This window comes from Microcoleus sp. AT8-A3 (assembly GCF_036705675.1).
Lineage (GTDB): Bacteria > Cyanobacteriota > Cyanobacteriia > Cyanobacteriales > Microcoleaceae > Microcoleus.
On the sequence record NZ_JAUBVD010000022.1, the window covers coordinates 8,819 to 30,742 of the forward strand.

Annotated in this window: 19 protein-coding genes; 4 read left to right on the forward strand and 15 right to left on the reverse strand. The window is 46.3% G+C overall.

What is annotated here, in order from left to right:
- The 11 genes from QUB51_RS14940 to QUB51_RS14990 form a co-directional block, all read right to left on the reverse strand.
- Window positions 1-399 (reverse strand): tetratricopeptide repeat protein (locus QUB51_RS14940; RefSeq protein ID WP_333298364.1); only part of this gene is annotated, 399 nt, incomplete at its 3' end.
- Window positions 400-584: 185 nt separating this feature from the next.
- The gene (locus QUB51_RS14945) at window positions 585-1,187 is read right to left on the reverse strand and encodes a Uma2 family endonuclease (protein ID WP_333232196.1); all 603 of its coding nucleotides are present in this window, start codon (window positions 1,185-1,187) and stop codon (window positions 585-587) included.
- Window positions 1,188-1,454: 267 nt separating this feature from the next.
- Window positions 1,455-1,973 carry a Ycf51 family protein gene (locus QUB51_RS14950; RefSeq protein WP_333232194.1) on the reverse strand — a complete coding sequence of 173 codons (519 nt, stop codon included), beginning with the start codon at window positions 1,971-1,973 and terminating at the stop codon, window positions 1,455-1,457.
- Between the two features lie 84 nt (window positions 1,974-2,057).
- A complete protein-coding gene (locus tag QUB51_RS14955; RefSeq protein WP_333262279.1) occupies window positions 2,058-3,116 on the reverse strand; it encodes an adenylate/guanylate cyclase domain-containing protein in 1,059 nt (352 codons plus the stop codon).
- Complete coding sequence (locus tag QUB51_RS14960; RefSeq protein WP_015177895.1) at window positions 3,113-3,487, reverse strand: response regulator; 375 nt, start codon at window positions 3,485-3,487, stop codon at window positions 3,113-3,115. Before QUB51_RS14960 ends, QUB51_RS14955 begins: the two co-directional genes overlap by 4 nt.
- Window positions 3,480-7,211, reverse strand: a complete 3,732-nt coding sequence (locus tag QUB51_RS14965; RefSeq protein WP_333262276.1) for a response regulator — start codon at window positions 7,209-7,211, stop codon at window positions 3,480-3,482. Before QUB51_RS14965 ends, QUB51_RS14960 begins: the two co-directional genes overlap by 8 nt.
- Before the next feature lie 300 nt (window positions 7,212-7,511).
- Window positions 7,512-10,025, reverse strand: a complete 2,514-nt coding sequence (locus QUB51_RS14970) for an MASE1 domain-containing protein (RefSeq protein ID WP_333053228.1) — start codon at window positions 10,023-10,025, stop codon at window positions 7,512-7,514.
- 557 nt (window positions 10,026-10,582) lie between these two features.
- A complete protein-coding gene (locus tag QUB51_RS14975; protein WP_333232186.1) occupies window positions 10,583-11,923 on the reverse strand; it encodes an ABC transporter substrate-binding protein in 1,341 nt (446 codons plus the stop codon).
- A 55-nt stretch (window positions 11,924-11,978) separates the two neighbouring features.
- Window positions 11,979-12,170, reverse strand: coding sequence for a hypothetical protein (locus QUB51_RS14980; RefSeq protein ID WP_333053225.1), 192 nt, complete (start codon window positions 12,168-12,170; stop codon window positions 11,979-11,981).
- Window positions 12,171-12,431: 261 nt separating this feature from the next.
- Window positions 12,432-12,890: a hypothetical protein gene (locus QUB51_RS14985; protein ID WP_333303904.1), complete on the reverse strand. Its 459-nt coding sequence runs from the start codon at window positions 12,888-12,890 to the stop codon at window positions 12,432-12,434.
- Window positions 12,891-12,908: 18 nt separating this feature from the next.
- Window positions 12,909-13,043 (reverse strand): hypothetical protein, encoded by a 135-nt coding sequence (locus QUB51_RS14990; RefSeq protein WP_333053224.1) that lies wholly within the window; start codon window positions 13,041-13,043, stop codon window positions 12,909-12,911.
- A gap of 61 nt (window positions 13,044-13,104) precedes the next feature.
- Here QUB51_RS14990 and QUB51_RS14995 point away from each other — a divergent pair, with 61 nt between their 5' ends.
- Both QUB51_RS14995 and fmt read left to right on the forward strand, forming a co-directional pair.
- Window positions 13,105-13,332 carry a hypothetical protein gene (locus QUB51_RS14995; protein ID WP_333208315.1) on the forward strand — a complete coding sequence of 76 codons (228 nt, stop codon included), beginning with the start codon at window positions 13,105-13,107 and terminating at the stop codon, window positions 13,330-13,332.
- A 140-nt stretch (window positions 13,333-13,472) separates the two neighbouring features.
- A complete protein-coding gene (gene fmt, locus QUB51_RS15000; protein ID WP_333208314.1) occupies window positions 13,473-14,486 on the forward strand; it encodes a methionyl-tRNA formyltransferase in 1,014 nt (337 codons plus the stop codon).
- Between the two features lie 253 nt (window positions 14,487-14,739).
- On the opposite strand, the gene QUB51_RS15005 is transcribed toward fmt, so the two are convergent.
- The 4 genes from QUB51_RS15005 to QUB51_RS15020 all read right to left on the reverse strand — a co-directional run bounded on the left by QUB51_RS15005 (window position 14,740) and on the right by QUB51_RS15020 (window position 19,406).
- Window positions 14,740-15,981 (reverse strand): exonuclease SbcCD subunit D, encoded by a 1,242-nt coding sequence (locus QUB51_RS15005; protein ID WP_333053220.1) that lies wholly within the window; start codon window positions 15,979-15,981, stop codon window positions 14,740-14,742.
- A 108-nt stretch (window positions 15,982-16,089) separates the two neighbouring features.
- Window positions 16,090-16,665 (reverse strand): Uma2 family endonuclease, encoded by a 576-nt coding sequence (locus QUB51_RS15010; RefSeq protein ID WP_333262273.1) that lies wholly within the window; start codon window positions 16,663-16,665, stop codon window positions 16,090-16,092.
- A gap of 92 nt (window positions 16,666-16,757) precedes the next feature.
- Window positions 16,758-18,035: an ATP-dependent DNA ligase gene (locus tag QUB51_RS15015; RefSeq protein WP_333208311.1), complete on the reverse strand. Its 1,278-nt coding sequence runs from the start codon at window positions 18,033-18,035 to the stop codon at window positions 16,758-16,760.
- Window positions 18,036-18,350: 315 nt separating this feature from the next.
- Window positions 18,351-19,406, reverse strand: coding sequence for an acyltransferase (locus QUB51_RS15020; protein WP_333053215.1), 1,056 nt, complete (start codon window positions 19,404-19,406; stop codon window positions 18,351-18,353).
- Between the two features lie 208 nt (window positions 19,407-19,614).
- Here QUB51_RS15020 and QUB51_RS15025 point away from each other — a divergent pair, with 208 nt between their 5' ends.
- Together QUB51_RS15025 and QUB51_RS15030 are read left to right on the forward strand one after the other, a co-directional pair.
- Window positions 19,615-19,920 (forward strand): glutaredoxin family protein, encoded by a 306-nt coding sequence (locus tag QUB51_RS15025; protein WP_333053321.1) that lies wholly within the window; start codon window positions 19,615-19,617, stop codon window positions 19,918-19,920.
- Between the two features lie 199 nt (window positions 19,921-20,119).
- A complete protein-coding gene (locus QUB51_RS15030; RefSeq protein ID WP_333053213.1) occupies window positions 20,120-21,679 on the forward strand; it encodes a UDP-N-acetylmuramoyl-L-alanyl-D-glutamate--2,6-diaminopimelate ligase in 1,560 nt (519 codons plus the stop codon).
- Window positions 21,680-21,924 lie beyond the last annotated feature (245 nt).

The following is a 21,924-nucleotide window of genomic DNA, read 5'->3' on the forward strand; positions in this document are numbered from 1 at the left end:
GATTTCTAAGGCTTTGTCGTAGTCGGCTATCGCTTCTGACAATCTGCCTAAATTAACCAGTGCATTGCCCCGATTGTGCCAGGATTCGTGATAATTTGGTTTGATTTCTAAGGCTTTGTCGTAGTCGGCTATCGCTTCTGACAATCTGCCTAAATTAACCAGTGCATTGCCCCGATTGTTCCATGATTCGTGATAATCTGGTTTGATTTCTAAGGCTTTGTCGTAGGAGGCTATCGCCTCTGTATATTCTTGAGCAGATTCATACAATACACCTTGTAAAAAAAACAATTCGGCTTTTTGTTCTGGCGTTTGTCCCTCTAGATTAATCAAAATTTGAATCATCACCAATTCCTGTTTTTTTGGGAAATTTAAAGTTTGTTTGTTTTCTATATTCATCATTTATTCCTCTTCATCAAACTCTTATTTTTTCAAGTATAACCCTAGGGTGCATCAGGGATAAATCCTTGAGTAATTGGTTAAAAATTTCGGCCATGACGCACCTTAAAATCACTATTTTATCAGGTGCGTCGCTATAAGATTGTCGAAATTTAGTTAATAATTTTTCATGGCGACACACCCTACCACTAGGCTAATAATACCTGAGCCGCCGTCAGCACTAATTCTGGAAAAGTGGGCGAAACAATTTGTTCATTCTCTATAAACTGAGTGCGGTGATATTTGCCTTCAGCATCTAGCGAAAAAACAAATGCCGTCGGATTTTTCGGGTTTCCCAAATACTCTCTTTTGCCAATTGCTAAATAATCAATAATCCAGTATTCAGCAATCCCCAAGCGTTCATATTCATCTAGCTTGTCAACATAATCGTCTTCCCAATTAGTTGATACTACCTCCACTGCTAACTGAATCGGCGATTCGAGTGCGGTATAGGATTTGCGTTCATCGCGCCACAAAGTGCGATCGACTACGCTGACATCAGGAACTCGTCCTTGTTCTATACCTTCTTTTGTGGTAGTTTTAATAGTGATACCTCGCTTGACTACATAGTTGAGTTTCAGGCGATCGCACTCTCGATAAAACTGTCTGTCTGTAAATTCAGCCACGTCATCGGGATTTCTGGTAGTTGCCATTTTGACAATCTCTCCGTTCACCAATTCATAAATACCATCTTCCGGGCAAATAGCAATAAATTCGTTAAATTTTAATTTTTGTTTGGTGGTTGCAATCATTGTTTAAATAATCCCTAAAGTTGCAGCCATATCCTCCGGTTCTGCGTTACCAGGCTTTGCTTGGAAACGATTAGTTTCTTAGTCTCGGGTTGCGCGGACTTTGTTTGTGTAGTAGCGATTCCAAATTATTTTTTCATCACTTACGCACTACGACTAAAGAAACCGGGTTTTTTACCGAATCTGCGCGTTACAACGAAGTATTTTTGTAAAAAACCCGGTTTCTGCTCTCCCATGCGTAAGTCCTAAGAATGCTGCCGCACCCTATTTTTAAGCTTGATACTTTTTCAGAATAGCAACTTTTTCCGGGAAGATTTCGATCGCCATTTTGTCATCATAACGAGTCGCGAGCGATCGTCTCACCTCGCCCAAAAACAGCGGCTGCGACAGCCCAGGTTCAGGATGTACCACTGTACGAACCCGGATTGTCATGTAGTCTCTGCCACGCCCAGAGCGCCCTGGAGAGTACAAGTCCGCAGCCGCTTGCCGCATCGTTGCTTCTAATTCAGATTCCGTGATCGTAGGTGGCACAGTAACTACTGTTTGAGCGCCGCCAGTATCGTAAACTAAAGAATAGCGCACCGCACCCGGAATTTCTGTACGGGAAAACAGTCCCAAACCCAGACCAAATATACTCGCAGCAATTACTCCCATAAAGCTGGTCACTCCCACCAATCGGAAGCGAAAACCCCATTTGAAGATAAATGCTATAACTGTTAGAATAGCTAAAGCTCCTGTCAGAATTCCCGCCCATTGGGCGTACATTAAAAGGTTAGAATTTACGTTCATTTGATGATTTGTTGACTGTTGACTGTTGACTGTTGACTGTTGATATTAGTTACCGATACCCGATGCCCAATGCCCAATGATTAATTAAGCGTTTCGGGCCACAAGCAGATAAGTCATCATATCGCCTTTCCCCTTCACTGGAATCACGCCGCGCTCCTCAAAAACGTACTTACCCCGCAGGCGTTCGTAGGTAGCAACTGTCACCTGAATGCTGCCGGGGACGCCTTGAGATTCCATCCGGGAAGCTGTATTTACCGTATCTCCCCACAAATCGTAAGTAAATTTTTTAGTACCGATTACCCCAGCTTCCACGGGGCCTGTGTGGATGCCGATGCGGATGCTGAGCGGCTGACCTCCCTTGGTACGGATCTTAGTCATTGCTGCTTGAATTTCCAGGGCCATTTCCGCGATCGACTCGGCGTGGTCGTCGCTGGGCGTCGGCAAACCGCCAACCACCATATAAGCATCGCCGATCGTCTTAATTTTCTCAAGTCCGTAGCGCTCGGCCAACTCGTCAAAAGCCGAAAAAATTTCGTTGAGCAACTCCACCAATTGGGCCGGCGATAAATGAGCCGAAAGCTTAGTAAAACCGACCAAATCGGCAAACATCACTGTCACCTCAGCGAAACTGTCTGCGATCGTAATTTCCCCGTGTTTCAGGCGCTGTGCGATCGCCCTCGGTAAAATATTTAACAGCAAACGCTCGGACTTTTCCTTTTCCTGGGCCAACTCATGTAAATACGCCTGTTCCTTATCCCGCAGTCGCTTCTTTTCCAGACAAGCGCTAATCCGAGCCTTGAGCAATACCGGATTGAACGGTTTAGAAAGATAATCCTCCGCCCCCAACTCTATACACCGAACGATACTGTCGATATCGTCCACCGCCGAAATCATAATCACCGGGATGTAGCGCAACTTTTCGTCCGCCTTCAGACTTTCGAGCACCTGATAGCCGTTCATTTGCGGCATCATAATGTCTAGGAGAACCAAATCAAAAGGATGGTTTCGCAACATTTCCAGAGCTTGGAGACCATCTTCAGCAACAGTCACCACATGGCCTTGACGCTGAAGTCGGCGGGCCAGCAAATCGCGGTTTACCTCATTGTCGTCAACAACCAGCACGCTGCCCTCGTCACCTTTCATGTCAGGGCCTCTTTGAGAAGAGTTTCAATTTTACCCAAAAGTCGGGGAAACTCGACCGGTTTAGTGTCATAGTCATTGCAGCCTGCAGCAAGACACTTTTCACGATCGCCCGCCATTGCGTGAGCCGTCAGCGCAATCACCGGAATCCTGCTAGTTTCAGGAGCCGCCTTAATTTGCTGCGTTGCTTGCCACCCGTCTAGAACCGGCAGACTCATATCCATCAGAATCAAATCTGGTACTTTCGCGAGCGCCATCGACACCCCCTCAGCACCGTCAACAGCAATAAAGACCTCGTGTCCCTTGCGGGCCAGACGCCTGGAAAGCATATCCCTGTTCATTTCGTTATCTTCGACCAACAGGATTTTAGCCATTGGTGTTCTCCTTGCCTTTCGAGTCGTACCTGCGATCGAACCTGTCATTGACTATAGAGCGAACATCGCGCAACAAAGTATCGCAACTGTAGACTCCCTTTTGTAGCACCCGCTCGACGTAGCCGTTTAGCTGCTGGCTTTCGGTCGGTGTCAAATTTTTCCCCGTGATCACAACAATCGGTATAGGATCTCCCGAATGGGATTTACGAATTTCCCCGATCAACTCAAAACCATCCATTTCTGGCAACATCAAATCCAGTAATATCAGGTGCGGGCGAGCAACTTTTAGCCGATCGAGAGCAGCGCGTCCGCTATCAGCTTCCGTTACTGCCCAGCCTTGTGTTTCTAGTACGCATCGCAGTATTTCGCGCGTGGCAACGTCGTCTTCCACAATTAGAATCTGACAGGTCAAATTGTTACTTGCAACGCCGTCTTGGTCGCGTCGGTACTTGTTCAACAAGGCAGCCAGCCGTTTGCCGTCCACTGGTTTGGTGAGGTAGTCCGAGGCACCCAATGCAAAGCCGAGGCTTTTGTTGCCCACAAAGGATAGCAGGATTACGGGAATTTCGGCAAGGTCAGGATCTGCCTTCAGCGCTGAGAGTACCGCCCAGCCGTCCATTCCGGGCATAATCACATCCAGGGTAATGGCGTCTGGCCGTAGTTGCTTAGCCAGCCGGAGAGCTTGCTCGCCGCCGCCGGCGACTTCTACGTGCAGTCCTTGGCGACTGAGGGCGCGCTGGATTAAATCCCGCGAGATCGGGTCGTCGTCAACTACCAGCACCGTGCCGATAGCGGGGGCGTCGGGAGGGTTTGTGCTGTCGTGAACTTTGTTGGGGATTTCCGGATGTTTGATGGCTTTGGGCAAGAGCACGGTGAAAGTGGTGCCGGAGCCCAAGGTGCTGCTGACTTCTATGCTGCCGCCCATCATTTGACAGAAGCGCTGGCTGATTGCTAGTCCCAAACCGGTGCCGCCGTACTTGCGAGTAGTCGAGGCATCAGCTTGGGTGAAAGGTTGGAAAACTCGCTGCAATTGCTCTTTTGTCATGCCGATGCCGGTGTCGGCGACGCGGAAACTTAAAAATTCGGAGTTGGAAATTAAAATTTGGGAAGATTCCTCTTGATTTTTCATTTTTAATTGTTCATTTTTAATTCTTTCCACTCCGATCGCAATTCTCCCGTTTTGTGTGAACTTAGCAGCGTTGCTGAGCAAGTTAAGCAGCACTTGCCGCACTTTGGTCATGTCCGCGTGCATGGTGTCGAGGTTGTCTGGACAGTACACTTCTAGGGTATTACCATTTTTCTCGACCAGTGGTCTGGCAGTAGCCACAGCACTTTCAATTAAGGTATGAATGTCGAAGGTTTCTAAGTAAAGATCCATTCGGCCTGCTTCAATTTTAGAAATATCTAGGATGTCGTCAATCAGGGACAGCAGGTGTTTGCCGGCGCTGCAGATTTTTTCGAGGTCGGGGACGGATTCGCAACTGCCCAATTCTTCGGCTTCTTCTTTAAGCATTTCGCTGTAGCCGATGATGGCGTTGAGGGGTGTGCGAAGTTCGTGGCTCATGTTGGCGAGAAATGTGCTTTTTGCCCGGTTGGCTGATTCTGCTGCTTCTAGGGCCAACTGCATGGCGGATTCTGCCTGTTTGCGATCGGTGATGTCTTGGACTGTGCCTTCGTAGTACAAAACCCTGCCGTTTTCGTCGCAGATGCTGCGCGCGTTTTCGGAAATCCAGATTGTGCTACCGTCTCGGCGGTATATTTGGGATTCAAATTTTGACACTTGGCCGCGCGCGCCCAATTGGGCCATAAACTCGGCGCGCCGATTGGGGTTCACGTAAAATTGATGGTTGATATCGGTGAGTTCGGCAAGCATTTGGGTACTGGATTCGTAGCCGTAAATTCGAGCTAGTGCGCTATTGCCGCTGAGGTAGTACCCGGAAGGCGTTGTCTGGAATATGCCTTCGACTGCGTTTTCAAAGATGCTGCGGTATTTTGTTTCGGATTGTCTCAAGGCTGCTTCTGCTCGCTTGCGCTCTAGGGCATTGGCGAGCATTTCTCCTACCATTTTTAGCTGTGTGGATATTGTGGATATTTCGGTTCCTCGACCTGCTGTTTGCTTTAAGCCCTCGAATCCGAGAAATCCTACTAGGTTTTTACTACAACTAATTAGGGGAATAATTATCAGCGATTGGATATTTTTTAGGTGTTTTTGTGATTCTAATTTATTGATGGAAGCGCCCATTGCAGGTATTGAGGCGGTTGCTGTTTCATTGACTGTTTGGGATGGGGAGTCTGTCTGGAATTGGGCTGGATTTTTACCGATAAAATAGGCAATTTCGGCGATTGCTGAGGGCGGGATTTCGCCAATTTCTGGAATATAGAGGCATTCGGCGCGATCGAGCTTTTCTGCAATCCAAGGGATTTGTGCGATGTCTATTGGTTTGTCGGTGCTGTTTTTGACTGCCGGAATGCTTTCGCCGCACCACTCGTAGGTTTTGTCGGCGCGGGTTTTGTCGAATGATAACAGGTAGATGTAACTGCGGTCAAACCCGCTCAAGGTGGCGATCGCTTCTAGGGTTTGATCGATGCCTTTGTCTATTTCTGATAAGGGCTGGCTGATGAAATGGGTTGACAAACGGGCAATCAATTGAGCGAATTCTCTTCGATACTGCAAAGATTGTTCTTCTTTTTTGAGTTCGGTAACGTCTCGAAAGATCCAGACTCTACCGACTGTTTTCGATCCGACTTTTGATGGCAACGAATTTAATTCAAAAATTTTTCCGTCTTTAAATTCTAATAATTCGCTGATTTGAGTATCTGAATCTGCCGACACTTTAATCGCGTTTTCGAGAAATATTTGCGGGTCTTGTAATTGTTCCCGGGCGTTGGGTAATCCTGTTTCGATCGTGTTTTTGACTGTGCCGAAGGTCGATCGGCTCAACTTTCCTTGGCTGGCGGACAAACCCCACATCTCTAGAAAATTCTGATTATAATTACATATATTGCCGTTTCTGTCAACCGCCAAAATTCCTGCATCTGTAGATTTTAGAACTGCTTGCAGTATCGAGAGCGATTGCTTGTGTTCTCTAATGTCAAAAATGTCAAAAAACACCAAGACTGATATTTCGCTGCCCTCAACGGCGGGATGGAAAAAATAGGAAACTGGTAAAATCTTGCCGTCGCGACACAAAAACTCGTCGTCCCAATTGTTGCAAGGTTGACCCGAAGCGATCGCCTGTTGTAAATCTAGTGTAGGTGCGATCGGCCTATCTTCACTCTTGCTTGCCGACTGTTTCGGAGCCGTCAAAACTTGGGATTTGTTGCCTTTGTTTTGCTTTCCGATGCGCTCTAGCAGGGAAACGCCTGCAAGTTCCGACTCTCGCCATCCCAGCAAGCGTTCTGCCTCTGGATTCACCGAGATTACACAGCCCTTTGCGTCAAGGATACACAATCCCGCTCCCCAACTGTTGACACTCGCCCGCAGTCGATCGAATTCTGAAGCTGTTGGAGAGTCTTGAGGGGACTGGGGGGAGTCTGTTAAATCCTTTAACGCCACTGTCTCGTTGTTCAAGCAATCCTGCTGCTGAAGTTCTTGCTGATTCTGAACTCCGTCATAGCTACAACTTACCTGCTCTAATAAAAGCTGCCACTGCTCAGCAGTGGGAGGAGGAGACTCGCCGACTAAACCGAGCTGTTCGAGTTGGCGCTGGAGGTGGGGGTGCATATTTTCTGGCACTTTGTAGGCAACTTTCTACAGTATATCTTTTTAATTAATAGTATATATACGTAGGTATACGGTTAGGGGAAAACTACGCGATCGAAGTCTATCACAGGTTTTCTTGAGAAGCCGAGGGATCATCTCTGCTCTCCAAAATCTTTCAAACTGCGCTAATTATATTTATATCCTAATGGCTTTATTGATTTGGCTATATGTGGAATTTTTTGATACGTGATAGCGAAATAATCAGCAAATTGCGGAGGCTAATAAAACCGACAACGCTCGAAAAGAAATGTCAATAAATTATTATTTGTCAGACTTTTCGGTTGAGATGGAAAGTTCGGTGAAAATAGCTGGCAGCCGAATAGTAAAGGTAGAACCTTTGTCCACCTCGCTGAATGCGGTAATGTCTCCGCCCATCATTTCGCAGAATTTCTTAGTAATCGTCAGCCCCAAACCAGTGCCGCCGTACTTTTTAGTAGTTGAGGAATCTGCTTGGGTGAAAGGCTCAAAGATTCTGGCTAACTGTTCGGGACTCATGCCAATGCCGGTATCTTTGACCGTAAAAATGATCCAATCTTGAGCGGAAGATAATAGAGACAAGCTATTTTCATTTTGGCCACCTCCTCTATACGCTCCAAGTGTTTTGCCTTTCTTTGCAGAGTCGGCAGGGGGTTCGACGGATCGGGTAACGGCAAAGGTAATCGCGCCGGAGCAAGTAAATTTCGCGGCATTGCTGAGGATGTTGAGCAGAGACTGCCGGAGTTTAGTCAAGTCGGTCTGCATTGAGCCAATATCATCGGGGCATTGTATTTCTACAATATTGCTATTTTTGTCTGCCATCGGCGCGATCGTGGCAACTACTTCCTCAACCAGAGTTGAAATGGTGAAGGTTTCGAGGTCGAAGTCGATGCGACCTGCTTCAATTTTGGTCAAGTCGAGAATATCTTTAATCAGCGCGAGTAGGTGCTGGCCGGCCGTGTTAATTCTCTGGAGGTCGTCGATGAACTCTTCGGCACCTAGGTCTCGGGCGTCTTCTTGCAGGATCTCGCTGTAGCCGATGATGGCGTTGAGGGGGGTTCTGAGTTCGTGACTCATGTTGGCGAGAAAAATGCTTTTGGATCTATTTGCAGCTTCGGCGGCTAATGCGGCGCGGCGGAATTCTTCGGAACGCAAGCGTTCGGTGATGTCGGTGGTCATGATTAAAACGCACTGAGTGCTGCCGAGGTGGATGAGTTCCACTGACAGCAGCCAGTCGCGCACTTCGCCGGCTTTGGTGCGAATTTTGATTTCTTGGTTGCTGATCGAATTTTGTGATTGCAAAATCTGGGCGAGCCGCCCCCCGTCTTCTGAATTGACAAATATTCCTAAGTCGCTGGGAGTGCGGCCGAGAAATTCGTGCCGCAGCCAGCCTAATGAGCGCAAAAAGCTTTCGTTGGCATCGAGGAAGCATCCGTCTGTGAGGGTGCAGATGCTGATCCCGACTGGGGAGGCGTGAAAGGCTTTGGAAAATCTTTCTTCTGAAGAACGCAGGGCGGCTTCGGCTTGCTTTCTGTCTGTGATGTCTTGGACGGTGCTGGTGATGTAGAGGGAGGTGACGGCGGCTTGTTCGTAGACGGTGCGGTTGCTACCGTCGGGAAGTATGAGCCTGTAGTCGATGCTGTAAGGCTGTTGCTGAAATAAAGCGGCTTCGATCGAGGTTCTGACTAATTCTCTGTCTTCCGGGTGCACGTATTCCAAGAAGGCTTCCAGGCTGGGTTCAAAAGTTCCGGGTTCCTGTCCCAGGATGCGGTAAATTTCCTCTGACCATCGCAATTGCTGGGCGTTGCGGTCTAAGTCCCAGTTGCCTAGCTGGGCGATGCGTTGGGCGTTAGCGAGGCTGGCTTCGCTGGCGCGCAGGGAGACTTCTGCTTGGTGGCGTTCGGCGACGGTGGCAGCTAAGACTAAGCCGGTGACGGCGATGACGGCGATGAAGGCTTGCAGGGATAACAGTGCTTGGGGGATACTGCTGGCGTGTTTGAGGAAGGGGCCGCTGCCTCGGGCGATACCCCAGATGGCGAAGCCGCAGAGGATGAAGTTGGAGAGGGCGGTGTAGCGCTGACCGAATCGAAAGGCAGCCCAAACTACTAGGGGAAATGGTAGGTATTCGAGGGGATAGCGGGCGTAGGCGGCGCGGGTGCGGGAGCAAAAGACGAGCCAGCCGACTGCTAGTAGCAGCAGCAGCCAAATCGCTCGTTCAGCTATCTGTTTGCGATGGGTGGGGACTTTGGGCAATTGTTGCCACGTCAGTAGCAGCGGGGCGACGAGCACAATTCCCATGGCGTCTCCGACCCACCAAGTCCCCCAAATCGTGCCAAAATCGCTCCAGCTAGATATACCACTCAGGCATACGAGGATGCTGCCGATGGTGGAGCTGATCAGGGTAGATCCCAAGGCTGCTAGTCCGACTATTCCTAAAACGTCTTTGAGCCGATCGAGCCCGGCGCTAAAGTTAAGGCCTTGGAGTAGATAAGTTCCCGTCCACGCTTGCAGGCTTCTGGCGCCTGCCGATATCAATGCCGTGGCGATGTTGGCCGACGGTACGCTCATGCTGAACAGGAAGCCTCCGATCGCGATTCCCGGCCACAGTTGCCGCCCAAACAGCAGCAGGGCGACTTGGGCAATTCCTGCTGCTGGCCACATCGGGTAAATTTCTGAACTGAGGGTGAGGGTGGAAATGGCGAATTGCGACGCCCAATAGTAGACCAGGGCGATCGCGCCTACTGCGAGGAAGTACCGCCAGGAATGTCCTTTGATTGCGTTAAGGAACTTTGTCTGCATGGTCGTTTGGGGAAAAGGTGGACGGTTGTTGGGGTCTCAGTATGTGGCACGGGACAGGCACAGGGTAGAGAAAATGTTTCTATTAGGTGATGGTAGGTCATGGGTGGTAGGTACTGGGAGAAGCTTTTGAGCTAACTTTTTGTGGTGCCGTTGAGGGAGCGGTTTTTTTGTTCGATCAAATCTGCCCATGAATTTCGGGAGTATCGCTTTTTTGTAAATATATCTCTAATGGCTAAGCAATTGGTTTGTAAATTTTGGTTTTTGTTAAAAATTTATTACCGAGCGACAGCGGGTGTCTTTTTGTGTCGGGCGATCGTAACTCAATGCACCCTAACATCTTGCACCCCGATCGATAATACCTAAAATACCTAAAATACCAATAACAGAGACGTAAAATCTCTGCTTTTAGGTATGTTTGGGTCAATAAACACGGTTTCTGATTAGAACAGCAGGCGGTAGTTATTTTCACTAGATTTTTAACCAATCAATCAAGGCTTCAAGTCTTGCGCTTGGATACAGTGAAAGCGGATATATTACAGCAAAAAAAAAAATTTTGTCTATTTCTCTTTGGCTGTTGCAATATCTAAGGTTAGTGTCAAACGCTCTTGAGATTCTTTAAGGGCGTCTTGGGGGTTGCGGCCGAGAAGGGTTGCCTCTATGGCGCGACCGAGGTTTTCTGATAGGCGGGAGTAACCTGATATAATGGGTCGCGCTCTAGCTGAGTTCATTTGTTCTAAAAATACTTGCAAAACAGGGTTTTTTTCCACAAAGCTTTGATAAGCTTGGCTCTGTCTCGATTTTAAGTTAATGGGTAAATAACCTGTTCCCAATGCCCATGCTGTTTGGAATTCTTCACCTATAACGTATTCTAAGAATACTAGGGCTGCTCGCTCTCGTTCTGGCGAGGTTTTCATTAAAAATAGGTTTTCACCCCCTACGACGGCTGCGGGGCGTTTGAGGATGGGTAAAGGCATTGCTCCGTAGTCGATCGCGCTTTGCTGCAACTGTGCTAGCGTCCACGGCCCGGTGATTTGCATGGCGACTTTCCCGGCGATGAAATTGTCGAGTTCGTAACCGCGTTCGGGTGCTGACAATATTGCTGAACCTTCTTTTAACAAGTCGCTCCACAATTCTAAGGCGGCGTGAGAACCGGGATTATCTATTTGGGGTACAGGATTTTGAGGTATTTCGCCTTTGAGTTCGCCCCCTGCACTGAACATGAATGGCAGCCAGGTAAATACTGTCCATTCTCCTTTGCCTAGGGGGAGCACTATGCCGTGTTGGTCTGTGCGGCCGTCTCCGTTGGTGTCTCGCGTGAGCGATCGGGCTGTTTGCTTTAATTGCGCCCAATTCTGGGGCACTTTTTTGATTCCTGCTGCTGCAAATAAGCTGGGACGGTAAAATATGGCGACGTTGTTTGTGCCTAGGGGAACTGACCAAATGTGTCCGCCGAGTTCCATTGACTCGAAGAGTGCCGGGTAGATTTCGGCTTTCCGGGGCGATTTGTCGATCCAGTTTTCTAACGGCACAATTGCGTTTAGTTCTGCTAGTTTTCCGGCACTTGTAGGACTATTCCACAGCAAATCCGGCGGTGCATTTCCAACTATTGCTGTTAGAATTTTTGGCAGTTGTTGGTCGGGCTGACCGATGTAAATTGGTTTGATCTGGATGTTGGGATGTGTTTTGTTGAATTTGTCTGTGAGGGCTTGAAATACGTCGCGATTGGGGGGGGGATTGATGCCGTGCCACAGTGTGAGTTCGATCGGTTCGCCGTTTTTCGATGCGGGGGTTGTGCGGTTTTGACAGCCGCTTAATATTAGCAGATTTAAGGTAAGTAAAATGCCGAGCGCTAGTTTGAGTGGCTTTTTAATTGCTTTGGATAATTGGGATAAAATCATTTGTTAGTTGGATTCAGGGAAGAAGATTTTTTTAACCGCCGATGAACGCGGATAGTTAGAGGTTGGTAAAACGAGCTAAATCTCGAAAATCTGCTGGTAGCTGATTTCTCTCTCCATCGGAGGTGTTTTGAAACAAAACAGTGAAAGCTCCTGCTCCTAGTCTATCTTGCGGCCACATCCGATAGCAAGGAATTTCTGTCAGGTGCGATCGATATTTTTCTAAATGAGGAACAGTGACTGGCCCCAATTCGGGGAATTTGCTTAACTGCCCTTCGCTGACTTGTTCATTTTATGCAGTTGAATAAGTGCAGCTCATGTATGCAAGATAACTTTGGGGCTCTACAATTTTAGCAGAATTGGCTAAAATTATTTTTTGGCGATTGGCATTGCTGTTGATGGTGACATTACAGCGGATTCCAGGTTTATAAAGTACACCCCAGAAACCGGGTTTCTTCTGGATTTCTCGCCAGAAACCGGTTTTATTCAAGAAACCCGGTTTCTCTGTACTTCACTTACCTGGAAAGTGCTGTATGAAAGCAGCCGGGTGCTTGTCTCTTTTTGCTAAGAGTGATTTACCAATACAAGGAGCATCTACTATTACTAAATTAGCCGTTTGTGGTATTTTTTCGGCAAGTATTTTTGAATCGACGTTGGCGGCGGCTGATGGTTGAATTTGGCAGCGTCTTAAATTAGAGATCGACATTCCCATGCGTTTGCCTATGGCTTCGTTGCACAACAGCAATTCTGGGTTTAATGTTTTCCAGGCAAATATACTTTTTCCTCCGGGGGCGGCGCACATATCTAATATTACTTTGATTGGCTGCGGTATTGTTAATAAGATAGAGGCGGCGAAGATTGAGAAAAAGTCGAGACAGTAGTAATGTTCTGCTTGATGTAAGGAATGTTTTCCCGGCTGGTATTCTAAGGCTAGTCTATCTACAAATTGGGGTTGCCAAGAAACTGGAATTTCGAGATTAAATGGGTTTTATGTTGGTTGTGGTTGCAGCCACAAAATAGCAGAATTAAAAGCTTGGGGATTAGTGACGGCGTGAATAAAGTTTTCTTGTTCGGCGGTGTAGGCAAATAAGCTGCGGCTGAGTTTTAGCAGAAAATTCGACAATTATTTTCCTGTTCTAGTAGATATGCTAAAATTGAAATTAGCAGTAAAAAATGTAGATTATATGAAAATTTTTACTAAAACAGTTCTAGTTAACTTGGGAAGCATAGATGCAAATGTTGTTGCGTATATAAAACTCATTGGTTTTGAGCGATCGAGTTGGGCTGCACCTGAGTATCAATCGAGATTTTTTTTGCCGATCGCACAACTCGGAACAATTATAGAAGTGTATAATCTAGAAGCAAACTATTATTGTTTTAGCCGATCGATAAATATTACACGAGTCCGGTGAGTGAAAATACTCATAAACTCGCTTGTATCATAGCTGCTACGCGCTGAATAGTCTGTATAATATACTATGGTTTTTTGCCATTACCTAATTGACGACTAATGAGTAATGACTGAGGACTACTTACTAATAACGAAGAATCTATGAAAATTGTTTTTTTTGGCACTCCCGACTTTGCTGTCCCTACTTTATCCAGTTTGCTAAGCCACCCAGAATTTGAGGTTGTGGGTGTAGTGACTCAGCCGGACAAACGCCGGGGAAGAGGCAATCAATTGATGCCTTCACCTGTAAAAGATGTGGCTTTAAATCACAGTCTCCCGGTTTTGCAGCCGCAACGAATCAAGAAAGATGCTGAAACCATTGCCAAATTGCGAGAAGCGCAGGCGGATGTGTTTGTGGTGGTAGCTTACGGCCAGATTCTTTCTCAAGAAATACTCGATATTCCTAATTTGGCTTGCGTTAATGTTCACGGTTCAATTTTGCCGAAGTATCGCGGTGCGGCGCCGATTCAGCGCTGTCTTTTTGACGGGGAAAAGACAACAGGAATTACTACTATGCTGATGGATGCTGGGATGGATACTGGGGCGATGCTGTTGAAGGCTTTTGCTGGGATTTCGCTGTTGGATAATGCTGATTCTTTGGCGGATAGGTTGGCGGAAGTTGGGGCGGATTTGTTGATAGAAACGTTGGTGAAATTGAGGGACGACAAAATTGAAGCTGTTGTTCAAGATGATGCTGAGGCGACTTATGCGCCGATGATTAAGAGTGCCGATTATGTGCTGGATTGGTCGAAAAGTGCGATCGCCCTTCACAATCAAGTTAGGGGCTTTTTCCCGGATTGCACGACGACTTTTCGCGGCAATTCTCTGAAGGTGATAGCTACTGTGCCCGTCGGGCCGGAATATTGGCTGCAAATGCCAGCAGATTTGAGAGTTTTGGAACGCGAATGGCCTGTTTTAGCCCAGTTGTCGGGCGCAAATGGGGAAGTTGTGAAGGTTGTGAAGGGCTTGGGGGCGATCGTCCAAACCGGTGATGGTTTATTATTGTTGCGGGAGGTGCAGTTAGCGGGGAAAAAGGTGCAGTCGGGAGTGGATTTTGCCAACGGAACTCGGTTGGTTGTAGGGGAAGTTTTTGGGATGGTTGAAGTTAAGGAATGAGAATTAAATAACTTCCACAAGTTTGTGGGATGGGCGTCCCGCCCGTCTTTTTTGGACGGGCGGGACGCCCATCCCACAATAACAATTAAAATTGTAAGTTCTTTAATTCGCGATCCTAAGTAAATGAGTGGTAGGGAGAAACCGGGTTTCTGCGAATCATTTGGGTTGAGTAGGAAAAATATAGGAAAAAACCCGGTTTCTGAGATTGTGTGGTAGGGAAAATTTACATACCCGATGTTACCTAAAATTCTACCTAAAATTCAACTAAAACTTCCTCCGTACCACCCAACAAACCCTGCGCCGCCTCTAACATACTCTCCGCAACATCTTTCAAATCTTCGCGACTTGCCAGATAAGTTTTCAAAGCTTCTAAGGGTTCTATACTATTATTAGCATTCAATTCTGGTAAACGCGGCCTTGCTAACTGACTGACTAATTCCGGCTGGATTGTATAGCTGTGCGCTTCGCCCAGAAGTGCGTGCAATTCAGCGTTGTCGATTAAATCTAATTGTTCGGATCGCAATTGGTAAATTAATCTCACAACCGCATCTTGTATCTCTTTCTTGCTAATAGCTTTAACTAACTCGGCTTGCGGATTTTCCGATTCGGAAACATTCACTTTAATCGTCTGAAACACCCGCACTGGCAAAGCGCAAAATTCCCACTCTGCTTTCCCCCGTTCCAAATTAACTAACACAAAACCTTTATCTTCTTTCTCTTCGCTAAAGTCAACTCGTTCGATACTTCCGGGATAAATTACGGGCGGATTGTTGTCAGCGTTGAGATTTTGGTGTTTGTGTACGTGGCCGAGAGCAACGTAATCAAAACAAGGACGAGTTAGCATGGAAACGGGAATGTTAAAACCTTTGCCAACTGCTAAAAAACGTTCGGCGCCCAGACTTGCTTTATCTGCCATTAAGTGCGCTAAAAGTACGGTTGGTATGTCGGGGTTGAGGCGGCGGATTTCGCCTTCCATTGCGATCGTCAGTTTTTCGGTTAATAATTGGTTAACATCGCCCATAGACAGGCTTTCAGTCTCGGAACGTGTCATTAAGGTCGATCGAGTCAACCAAGGCAATGTTACCACCTGTACGGGCCCGCTGCGGGTTTGAATCAGGTGAGTGTCCAGGCGATCGCCTACAATAAACTTAGGTATCCCCAAAGTCCGATAAATCCCCAAACTCGCGCCGCCTTGTCCCTGGGAATGTTGGTCATGATTTCCTACTAGCAAAACCGTCGGAATTTGCGCCTCCACCAAGCGGCTGAATTGGCGAGCAAAAGCCTCTTTTACAAACGGTGGAGGCGTCGAATCCGGGAAAGCATCGCCGCCGAATAGGACTAAATCTACGGGTTCAGAAATTGCTCTATCCATACATTTGCTCAGCGTCGCCGCGAAGTCTTCCAGCCGCGTATTTAAACCAGTTTCGGGATTAATCCGGCCGTGGGAAAAGCCACTGCCCATGTGAATGTCTGAAAGGTGTAAGATTTTAATCATTGTTTTTTCTATTTGTTAGTTATCGTTTGGTTCGGAGTGAGGAGTGAAGTCCTCAGAAGCATGACTTGCATTCCTGACTGCGAACCCAAGAAAGTTGTTTTTCATACATCACAATATGATGCCGGGGACTTTTTCATAGATTTCGCTAATTTCACAACTAAAATTCGCACTAACAAATTCTACTCTATCTCCTTGTCCGTAAGTTTGAGACACCCAATTTCCTGACTCGTTAAGCCGAAAACACTCTATTTTAATTTCAGATTGAGTGATGAGTACGTATTCTTGCAAACTCAGAGAAGTTTGGTAATCGACAAATTTATTGCCCCTGTCAAAAGATGCAGTTGAGGGAGATAGCACCTCAATAATTAGAGATGGATAGATAATGAAGTCTTCGGTGGAACTTGTATCTCTTTCGTCGCAAGTCACCGCTACATCAGGATAGTAATAGCAATTTGCATCTTCCAGTCGGACTTTTATATCTGATGAAAGAACTAAGCAGGAACTCTCGCGGAGATGATTGTTAAGCAAACTTGCTAAATTTACTGAAATAACAATATGAGGTTTTTTTGCCCCGGTCATTGCATAAACGTGTCCGCGTCTGTATTCGTGTTTGATGGGGCTTACTCGCTCGCCTTCTAGGTACTCTTCTGGGGAGATGTAAAAATTATTTTTGCTAACAAACATTGAGGTTTCCTCCGATATTTTTATTTATTTACCACTATTGGTTAATAATCGCATACCCGGCTGGGAAACGTCACTGCAGTTTCCCTACAAATTTAACAAAACTCCAGAAATCGGGCGTGCCATAATTTGCCGCTTTCCGTCAAACCCTGCGATCGCACTTTAATTTTGACATTTTTGGGGTTAGCCTCGTAGAGTCGGGCAATTTCCTGCATTTCCTCCGCGCTAAACCCGGTTCCCACGGTTCCTACTGGGACTAATTTGCCATCAATTTCTTGCGCTACTTTGACGGCGCTAAACGGCCGCCCCGCAACTTTTGTGGCCGTCAAACCCACAATAAATAAATCGTGTTCTTGACAGTATTTAGTCCTCACCATCGGATATTTCTTAACATCTTTGCCGCCGACATACTGGCAGTTGTGCAACACCCAAACTTCGCCTTCTCTATTTTCAGATTCCTGCTGATTTGCCAGGACGAGTTTTTCGGCGGTGGTGCGAAATGTCGGTACAACTTCAAAGGCTGGGGATATATTTGCCAGAATTTCGCCAACTTCAACTCCCGCTGCAATTCGTTCTGATTCTGCCACGGTAGTTAAATCATTGCCTTTGAAAAACAAACTTTTAAAAATGGCATAAATTGCGCTGGGCTGGATTGTGGGAAAACCGCTTTCAATATTAACTGTAGCAGCTTGCGCGCCGGTGCGGTGTTCGCTGCCGGTACAGCTTTTGTAATACAGTTCGCCGTCTAAAATAAAGGTGCCAATTTTAGCGGCTGTGTCGATTAATGCCTGTTCAATTTCAATCGATGCTTGTTGCCGCAGGTTAGTCGATCGCGATTGGTAGTATGCTTTATCTGGCGTCGCGATGACCACTACTCGATTGCCGTCGCGCTTTGGCTGTCCCCAATAATCGGGATTTTCGATGTAATAAGAACGTTCACTCGGCGCGTCCACCGGCTGCATGGTGACAATCCTTCCCGGCTGCAAATGCGGTGGCAATTCGGGAACTACGGGGTCATTAACAGTCTCTATTCTGGCAGCGGTAGTTGATTTTGCAGCAGGAGCAAGATTGGTGGTAGATTTGTTTGGAGTATTGAGGGCGATCGGCTTTTCTCCTGTTTCCAATTCAAACGCTCTTTTCCAAAAGCCGATCGCCATTTCCGGGTATCCTTCCGACTCCGCGCACAGTGCAAAACCAATAACTTTTGCCGTACCGATGCCGCGCCCGTAATCAGCTAAATACTGCACTGCCCCCGCTTCTCCCATCAAGTGCAATTCTCGCTGAACAATGCGATTGTTCCAGCGTTCTCGAATGTCGCCGCTAATTTTTTTGGCTGCTTTTCGCTTGGCTTCTGCGTATTCGGTGCAGTCCATACTGCCTCCTTTATGTAGGGCTATTTCTATACTATACTAAAGCTTGATTTATTAGTCAATCGTAATTGGAAAATTAGTTGGTGTGAATAAATTTAACTTTTTCATTGGTGAACTAGATTTATTTTTTTACCGCAGAGGCGCAGAGGGCACAGAGGAAGAGCAGAAAGAGAGTAATCTAAACTCTCTAATCCCCAATCTAAAATTGATATTAGGTAGCCCCAAAAAATGCTACTGTAGGCAAGAGCGAAACGATGATAATCATCCCTCCCTAATCTAAAATCTAAAATCTAAAATCTAAAATCTAAAATTGTATGATTATCCCCTGGCACCTGTTATCACTTGGAAAAATTTAGGCGTGTACCTTTGTAAAAGACTACCCGCAGCCAGCGTTAGTAAAGTGGAAATTGTCAATATCAACAAATAGTGTATCATGACAGTTATCGAATTTGGCGTTTTTGACAATTTCTCAAAAACTTCCTTCAAAACTGTTACCGTCGGTTCGTGAGAAGCATAAACAAAAAATGCCAAACCCGAAAGATTTAAACACACCTTTTGCAGCTTCCCACCTACCAAATCGGCAGCGCACCAAATCGCCATCGTACCTACTACTCTGGTGCAGCATTCAAACAGGTGTTGGAAAGTTTCTATTTCGGATGTTTTCATTATTGCCAGCACAACAGCCATCGCTAAGTATATGCTTACGATCAAACTTTTTCGTCGATTGATCCAAGTTAAATCCAATTTTTGAACAGCAATCAGACATCCCAAATAAAAGAACAGTGGCCCCAACCACTGGATTTTAATAAAACCAAGTTGTAATTTCAGCAACCAAGGCGCGGCAAACAAAGCCAAACCTAGATAGGGTATCTTTCTAGCTACCAGTAAAAATACCGGAGATAGAATCACCATCGCGATTAAGTCCCGGACATACCAGAAATGAAATGCGATCGGATAACCGTTTCTGTACCCCGTCAAACAATCTATAAAATTGGCGAAGCTGTAGTCTTCAATGTATTTTTTGTAATGACCTTGAATAATAGAAGTTGTTGCCGGTATGTTCAAGACAATTAAGACCATTGCCAATAAAGCTAAGTTCCAAAATAAATAGGGAACCAGGAGAGTCCAAAACCGAGACTTGAGCTTTTCTTGGTAAGAATTTAGCGATAAGTTAAAACTTTTGAAAAAAAGAAATCCTGAAATAACAAACAAAAAAGAAACGCAGGAACCACCCCAAGTGCTCGCAATAAAAGTCTGGAAAAAATTGTCAGCATATCCCACAGAATTTATAGACGAGTGAATAGTAACAATCCCAATAATTAGGGGGAGACGTAATAATTTAATTTTCCCAGAAATTTCAGGCGTAATTTGCATTTTTTACTGACCGAGTGTATGGATAGATCGACCTGTATTTACATTGAGATGGCAAATTACCGTAATCGGTTTGCCGTCAATGCTAAGATAACATCGGATCGCGCATTGCGACCAATAAAGCCGTGAGTTGTGTCTTACTCGCGTTGAGTTAGCCCAATGGCGATCGCAGGTTTGATAATTTAAGATCGAGTTTAATTGTACTCTTATGATGCGATTGATTTTGTACACCAAACCCGGATGCCACTTGTGCGAAGGGTTGCAAGAAAAACTCGAACAGATTGAAAGCCTGAAGTTTCAACTCGAAGTCCGAGATATTACCGAACGCGATGACTGGTTTCAAGCTTATCAGTACGAAGTTCCAGTTTTGTTTAAAGCGCAGCCCCAACCAACAAATTCTGCTGGCGAGGCTGCATTCTCCCCTGAAGAACTTTTACCCCGTCCTTCTCCCCGCTGTAGTGTCGCCCAATTGGAGCAAATGTTACAGAAATATTTGCAAATCGATCTGTCACAATAATACAATTTACCCAAAAACTCAGGTTTTAATCCTGACTTCGGGGTGCTCGGTGTGCAGCTTACTCTAGGGCGAGAGCTTTTACACCGCGCACCAAAAAAACTTAGGCTTTGCACCGCCCACAGCAAAAACCTGTAGAGAGTGGCTCAAACAATGTGTTCCGCCAGTCATATTCAAGACATCCAAGTGAGGAGTTTTTCAGATGAAATTGAGAGAATTATTAGCAGCAGTTCCCAGCATTTCCTTTGACGCCCAACATCCCGCCCTCGATGTCGAAGTCAAGGGTTTATCCACTAATTCCCACGCTTGTCAGGCGGGCGATTTGTTTTTGGGAATGCCGGGAACTCGGGTAGATGGCGGAGATTTTTGGCAAAGTGCGATCGAATCTGGTGCAGTTGCCGCCATAATTTCCACCCAAGCAGCCGAGAAGACACCCCCCCAACCCCCCCTTAGCAAGGGGGGGCTAGAAGAGGTTCCTTCCCCCCTTAGCAAGGGGCTAGAAGAGGTTCCCTGCGTCATCGCAGCAGCCGATATGGCTCAAGTTTGCGGTCAAATAGCCACTGCTTTTTACGGCAATCCAGCTAGCAAATTAAAACTTGTCGGCGTTACCGGGACTAACGGCAAAACTACAACAACTCATTTAATCGAATTTTTGCTCAATGAAATGCAGTTGCCGACGGCAATTTTTGGTACGCTTTATACTCGCTGGCCGGGATTCCAACAAACTGCACTTTACACCACACCTTTTGCAGTTGACCTGCAAAAGCAATTAGCAGAAGCTGTAGTCGCCGGATGCAAACACGGGGTAATGGAAGTCAGTTCCCACGCTTTAGCGCAACAGCGAGTTTTGGGGTGTAGTTTTGAAGTTGCTGTCTTTACAAATTTGACTCAAGATCATCTCGATTATCACCGGGATATGGAAGATTATTTTGAGGCTAAATCGCTTTTGTTTGGTTCGGATTACCTCGCAAATCGCGCTGTGATTAATATTGACGATACCTACGGGCAGCGGATAGTTGAAACCCTCAAATCTGACCTAGTTTGGAGTTACAGCACTAGCGACAAAACGGCAGATTTGTATGCTTCAGATTTGCAGTATCAGCCTAATGGAGTTACGGGAATGCTGCACACTCCCAAGGGTGAAACAGCTTTTTCTTTGCCTTTAGTCGGTCAGTTCAATTTATCAAATATGTTGGCTGCTGTTGGTGCTGTTTTAGAATTGGGTTTAGATTTGTCCGCAATTGTGGAGAAATTATCTCAGTTTTCGGGAGTTCCGGGACGGATGGAACGGGTGCAAATTAGTCCCGACCAAGATATTAGCGTTATTGTCGATTACGCGCACACTCCAGACAGTTTGGAGAACTTGTTGAAGGCGTCGCGGCCGTTTATTCCGAGTAAGATGATTTGCGTGTTTGGCTGCGGTGGCGATCGCGATCGCACTAAGCGGCCGATCATGGGTAAAATTGTGGCAGAATTAGCCGATTTAGCTGTTGTTACTTCCGACAATCCGCGCACGGAAAATCCCGATCGCATTTTGGAGGATGTTTTAGCAGGAATTCCCGCCACAGTAAAGCCGATAGTGATGTGCGATCGAGCCGCTGCAATTCGCACTGCTATTATGGACGCTAAACCGGGAGATGGCGTGCTGATTGCAGGGAAAGGACACGAAGATTATCAAATTTTGGGCACCGAAAAAGTCCATTTTGACGATCGAGAACAAGCGCGAGATGCCTTGAAAGCCAGAATGAATTCGGTTAAATGAATTCGGTTAACAGTTAACAGTTAACAGTTAACTGTTAACTGTTAGCTGTTCGTGGGCTGTGAAATTTGTTGTATTTTTAAGTATTGATAGGACGATAGAATCTGATTGGCACTAGATTATATCTGATTAATCCTGAGACTAAACAACTCAAACTCATTGACTGTTGTATTTCTGCACTGGGAGAAGGAACGGAGTTTGTCATTGAGATTTTCATTGATTAAAACTAATGACTAATGACTAATGAC

Excerpts from the sequence above, each read along its gene's own strand:
- QUB51_RS14955 (WP_333262279.1), bottom strand. The coding sequence starts at position 3,116 with ATGAAAGGTGACGAGGGCAGCGTGCTGGTTGTTGACGACAATGAGGTA.
- QUB51_RS14970 (WP_333053228.1), bottom strand. The coding sequence starts at position 10,025 with ATGCAGACAAAGTTCCTTAACGCAATCAAAGGACATTCCTGGCGGTAC.
- QUB51_RS15030 (WP_333053213.1), top strand. The coding sequence starts at position 20,120 with ATGAAATTGAGAGAATTATTAGCAGCAGTTCCCAGCATTTCCTTTGAC.
- QUB51_RS14945 (WP_333232196.1), bottom strand. The coding sequence starts at position 1,187 with ATGATTGCAACCACCAAACAAAAATTAAAATTTAACGAATTTATTGCT.
- QUB51_RS15020 (WP_333053215.1), bottom strand. The coding sequence starts at position 19,406 with ATGCAAATTACGCCTGAAATTTCTGGGAAAATTAAATTATTACGTCTC.
- QUB51_RS15025 (WP_333053321.1), top strand. The coding sequence starts at position 19,615 with ATGCGATTGATTTTGTACACCAAACCCGGATGCCACTTGTGCGAAGGG.
- QUB51_RS15005 (WP_333053220.1), bottom strand. The coding sequence starts at position 15,981 with ATGATTAAAATCTTACACCTTTCAGACATTCACATGGGCAGTGGCTTT.
- QUB51_RS14975 (WP_333232186.1), bottom strand. The coding sequence starts at position 11,923 with ATGATTTTATCCCAATTATCCAAAGCAATTAAAAAGCCACTCAAACTA.
- QUB51_RS15015 (WP_333208311.1), bottom strand. The coding sequence starts at position 18,035 with ATGGACTGCACCGAATACGCAGAAGCCAAGCGAAAAGCAGCCAAAAAA.
- fmt (WP_333208314.1), top strand. The coding sequence starts at position 13,473 with ATGAAAATTGTTTTTTTTGGCACTCCCGACTTTGCTGTCCCTACTTTA.
- QUB51_RS15010 (WP_333262273.1), bottom strand. The coding sequence starts at position 16,665 with ATGTTTGTTAGCAAAAATAATTTTTACATCTCCCCAGAAGAGTACCTA.
- QUB51_RS14995 (WP_333208315.1), top strand. The coding sequence starts at position 13,105 with ATGAAAATTTTTACTAAAACAGTTCTAGTTAACTTGGGAAGCATAGAT.
- QUB51_RS14960 (WP_015177895.1), bottom strand. The coding sequence starts at position 3,487 with ATGGCTAAAATCCTGTTGGTCGAAGATAACGAAATGAACAGGGATATG.
- QUB51_RS14965 (WP_333262276.1), bottom strand. The coding sequence starts at position 7,211 with ATGCACCCCCACCTCCAGCGCCAACTCGAACAGCTCGGTTTAGTCGGC.
- QUB51_RS14950 (WP_333232194.1), bottom strand. The coding sequence starts at position 1,973 with ATGAACGTAAATTCTAACCTTTTAATGTACGCCCAATGGGCGGGAATT.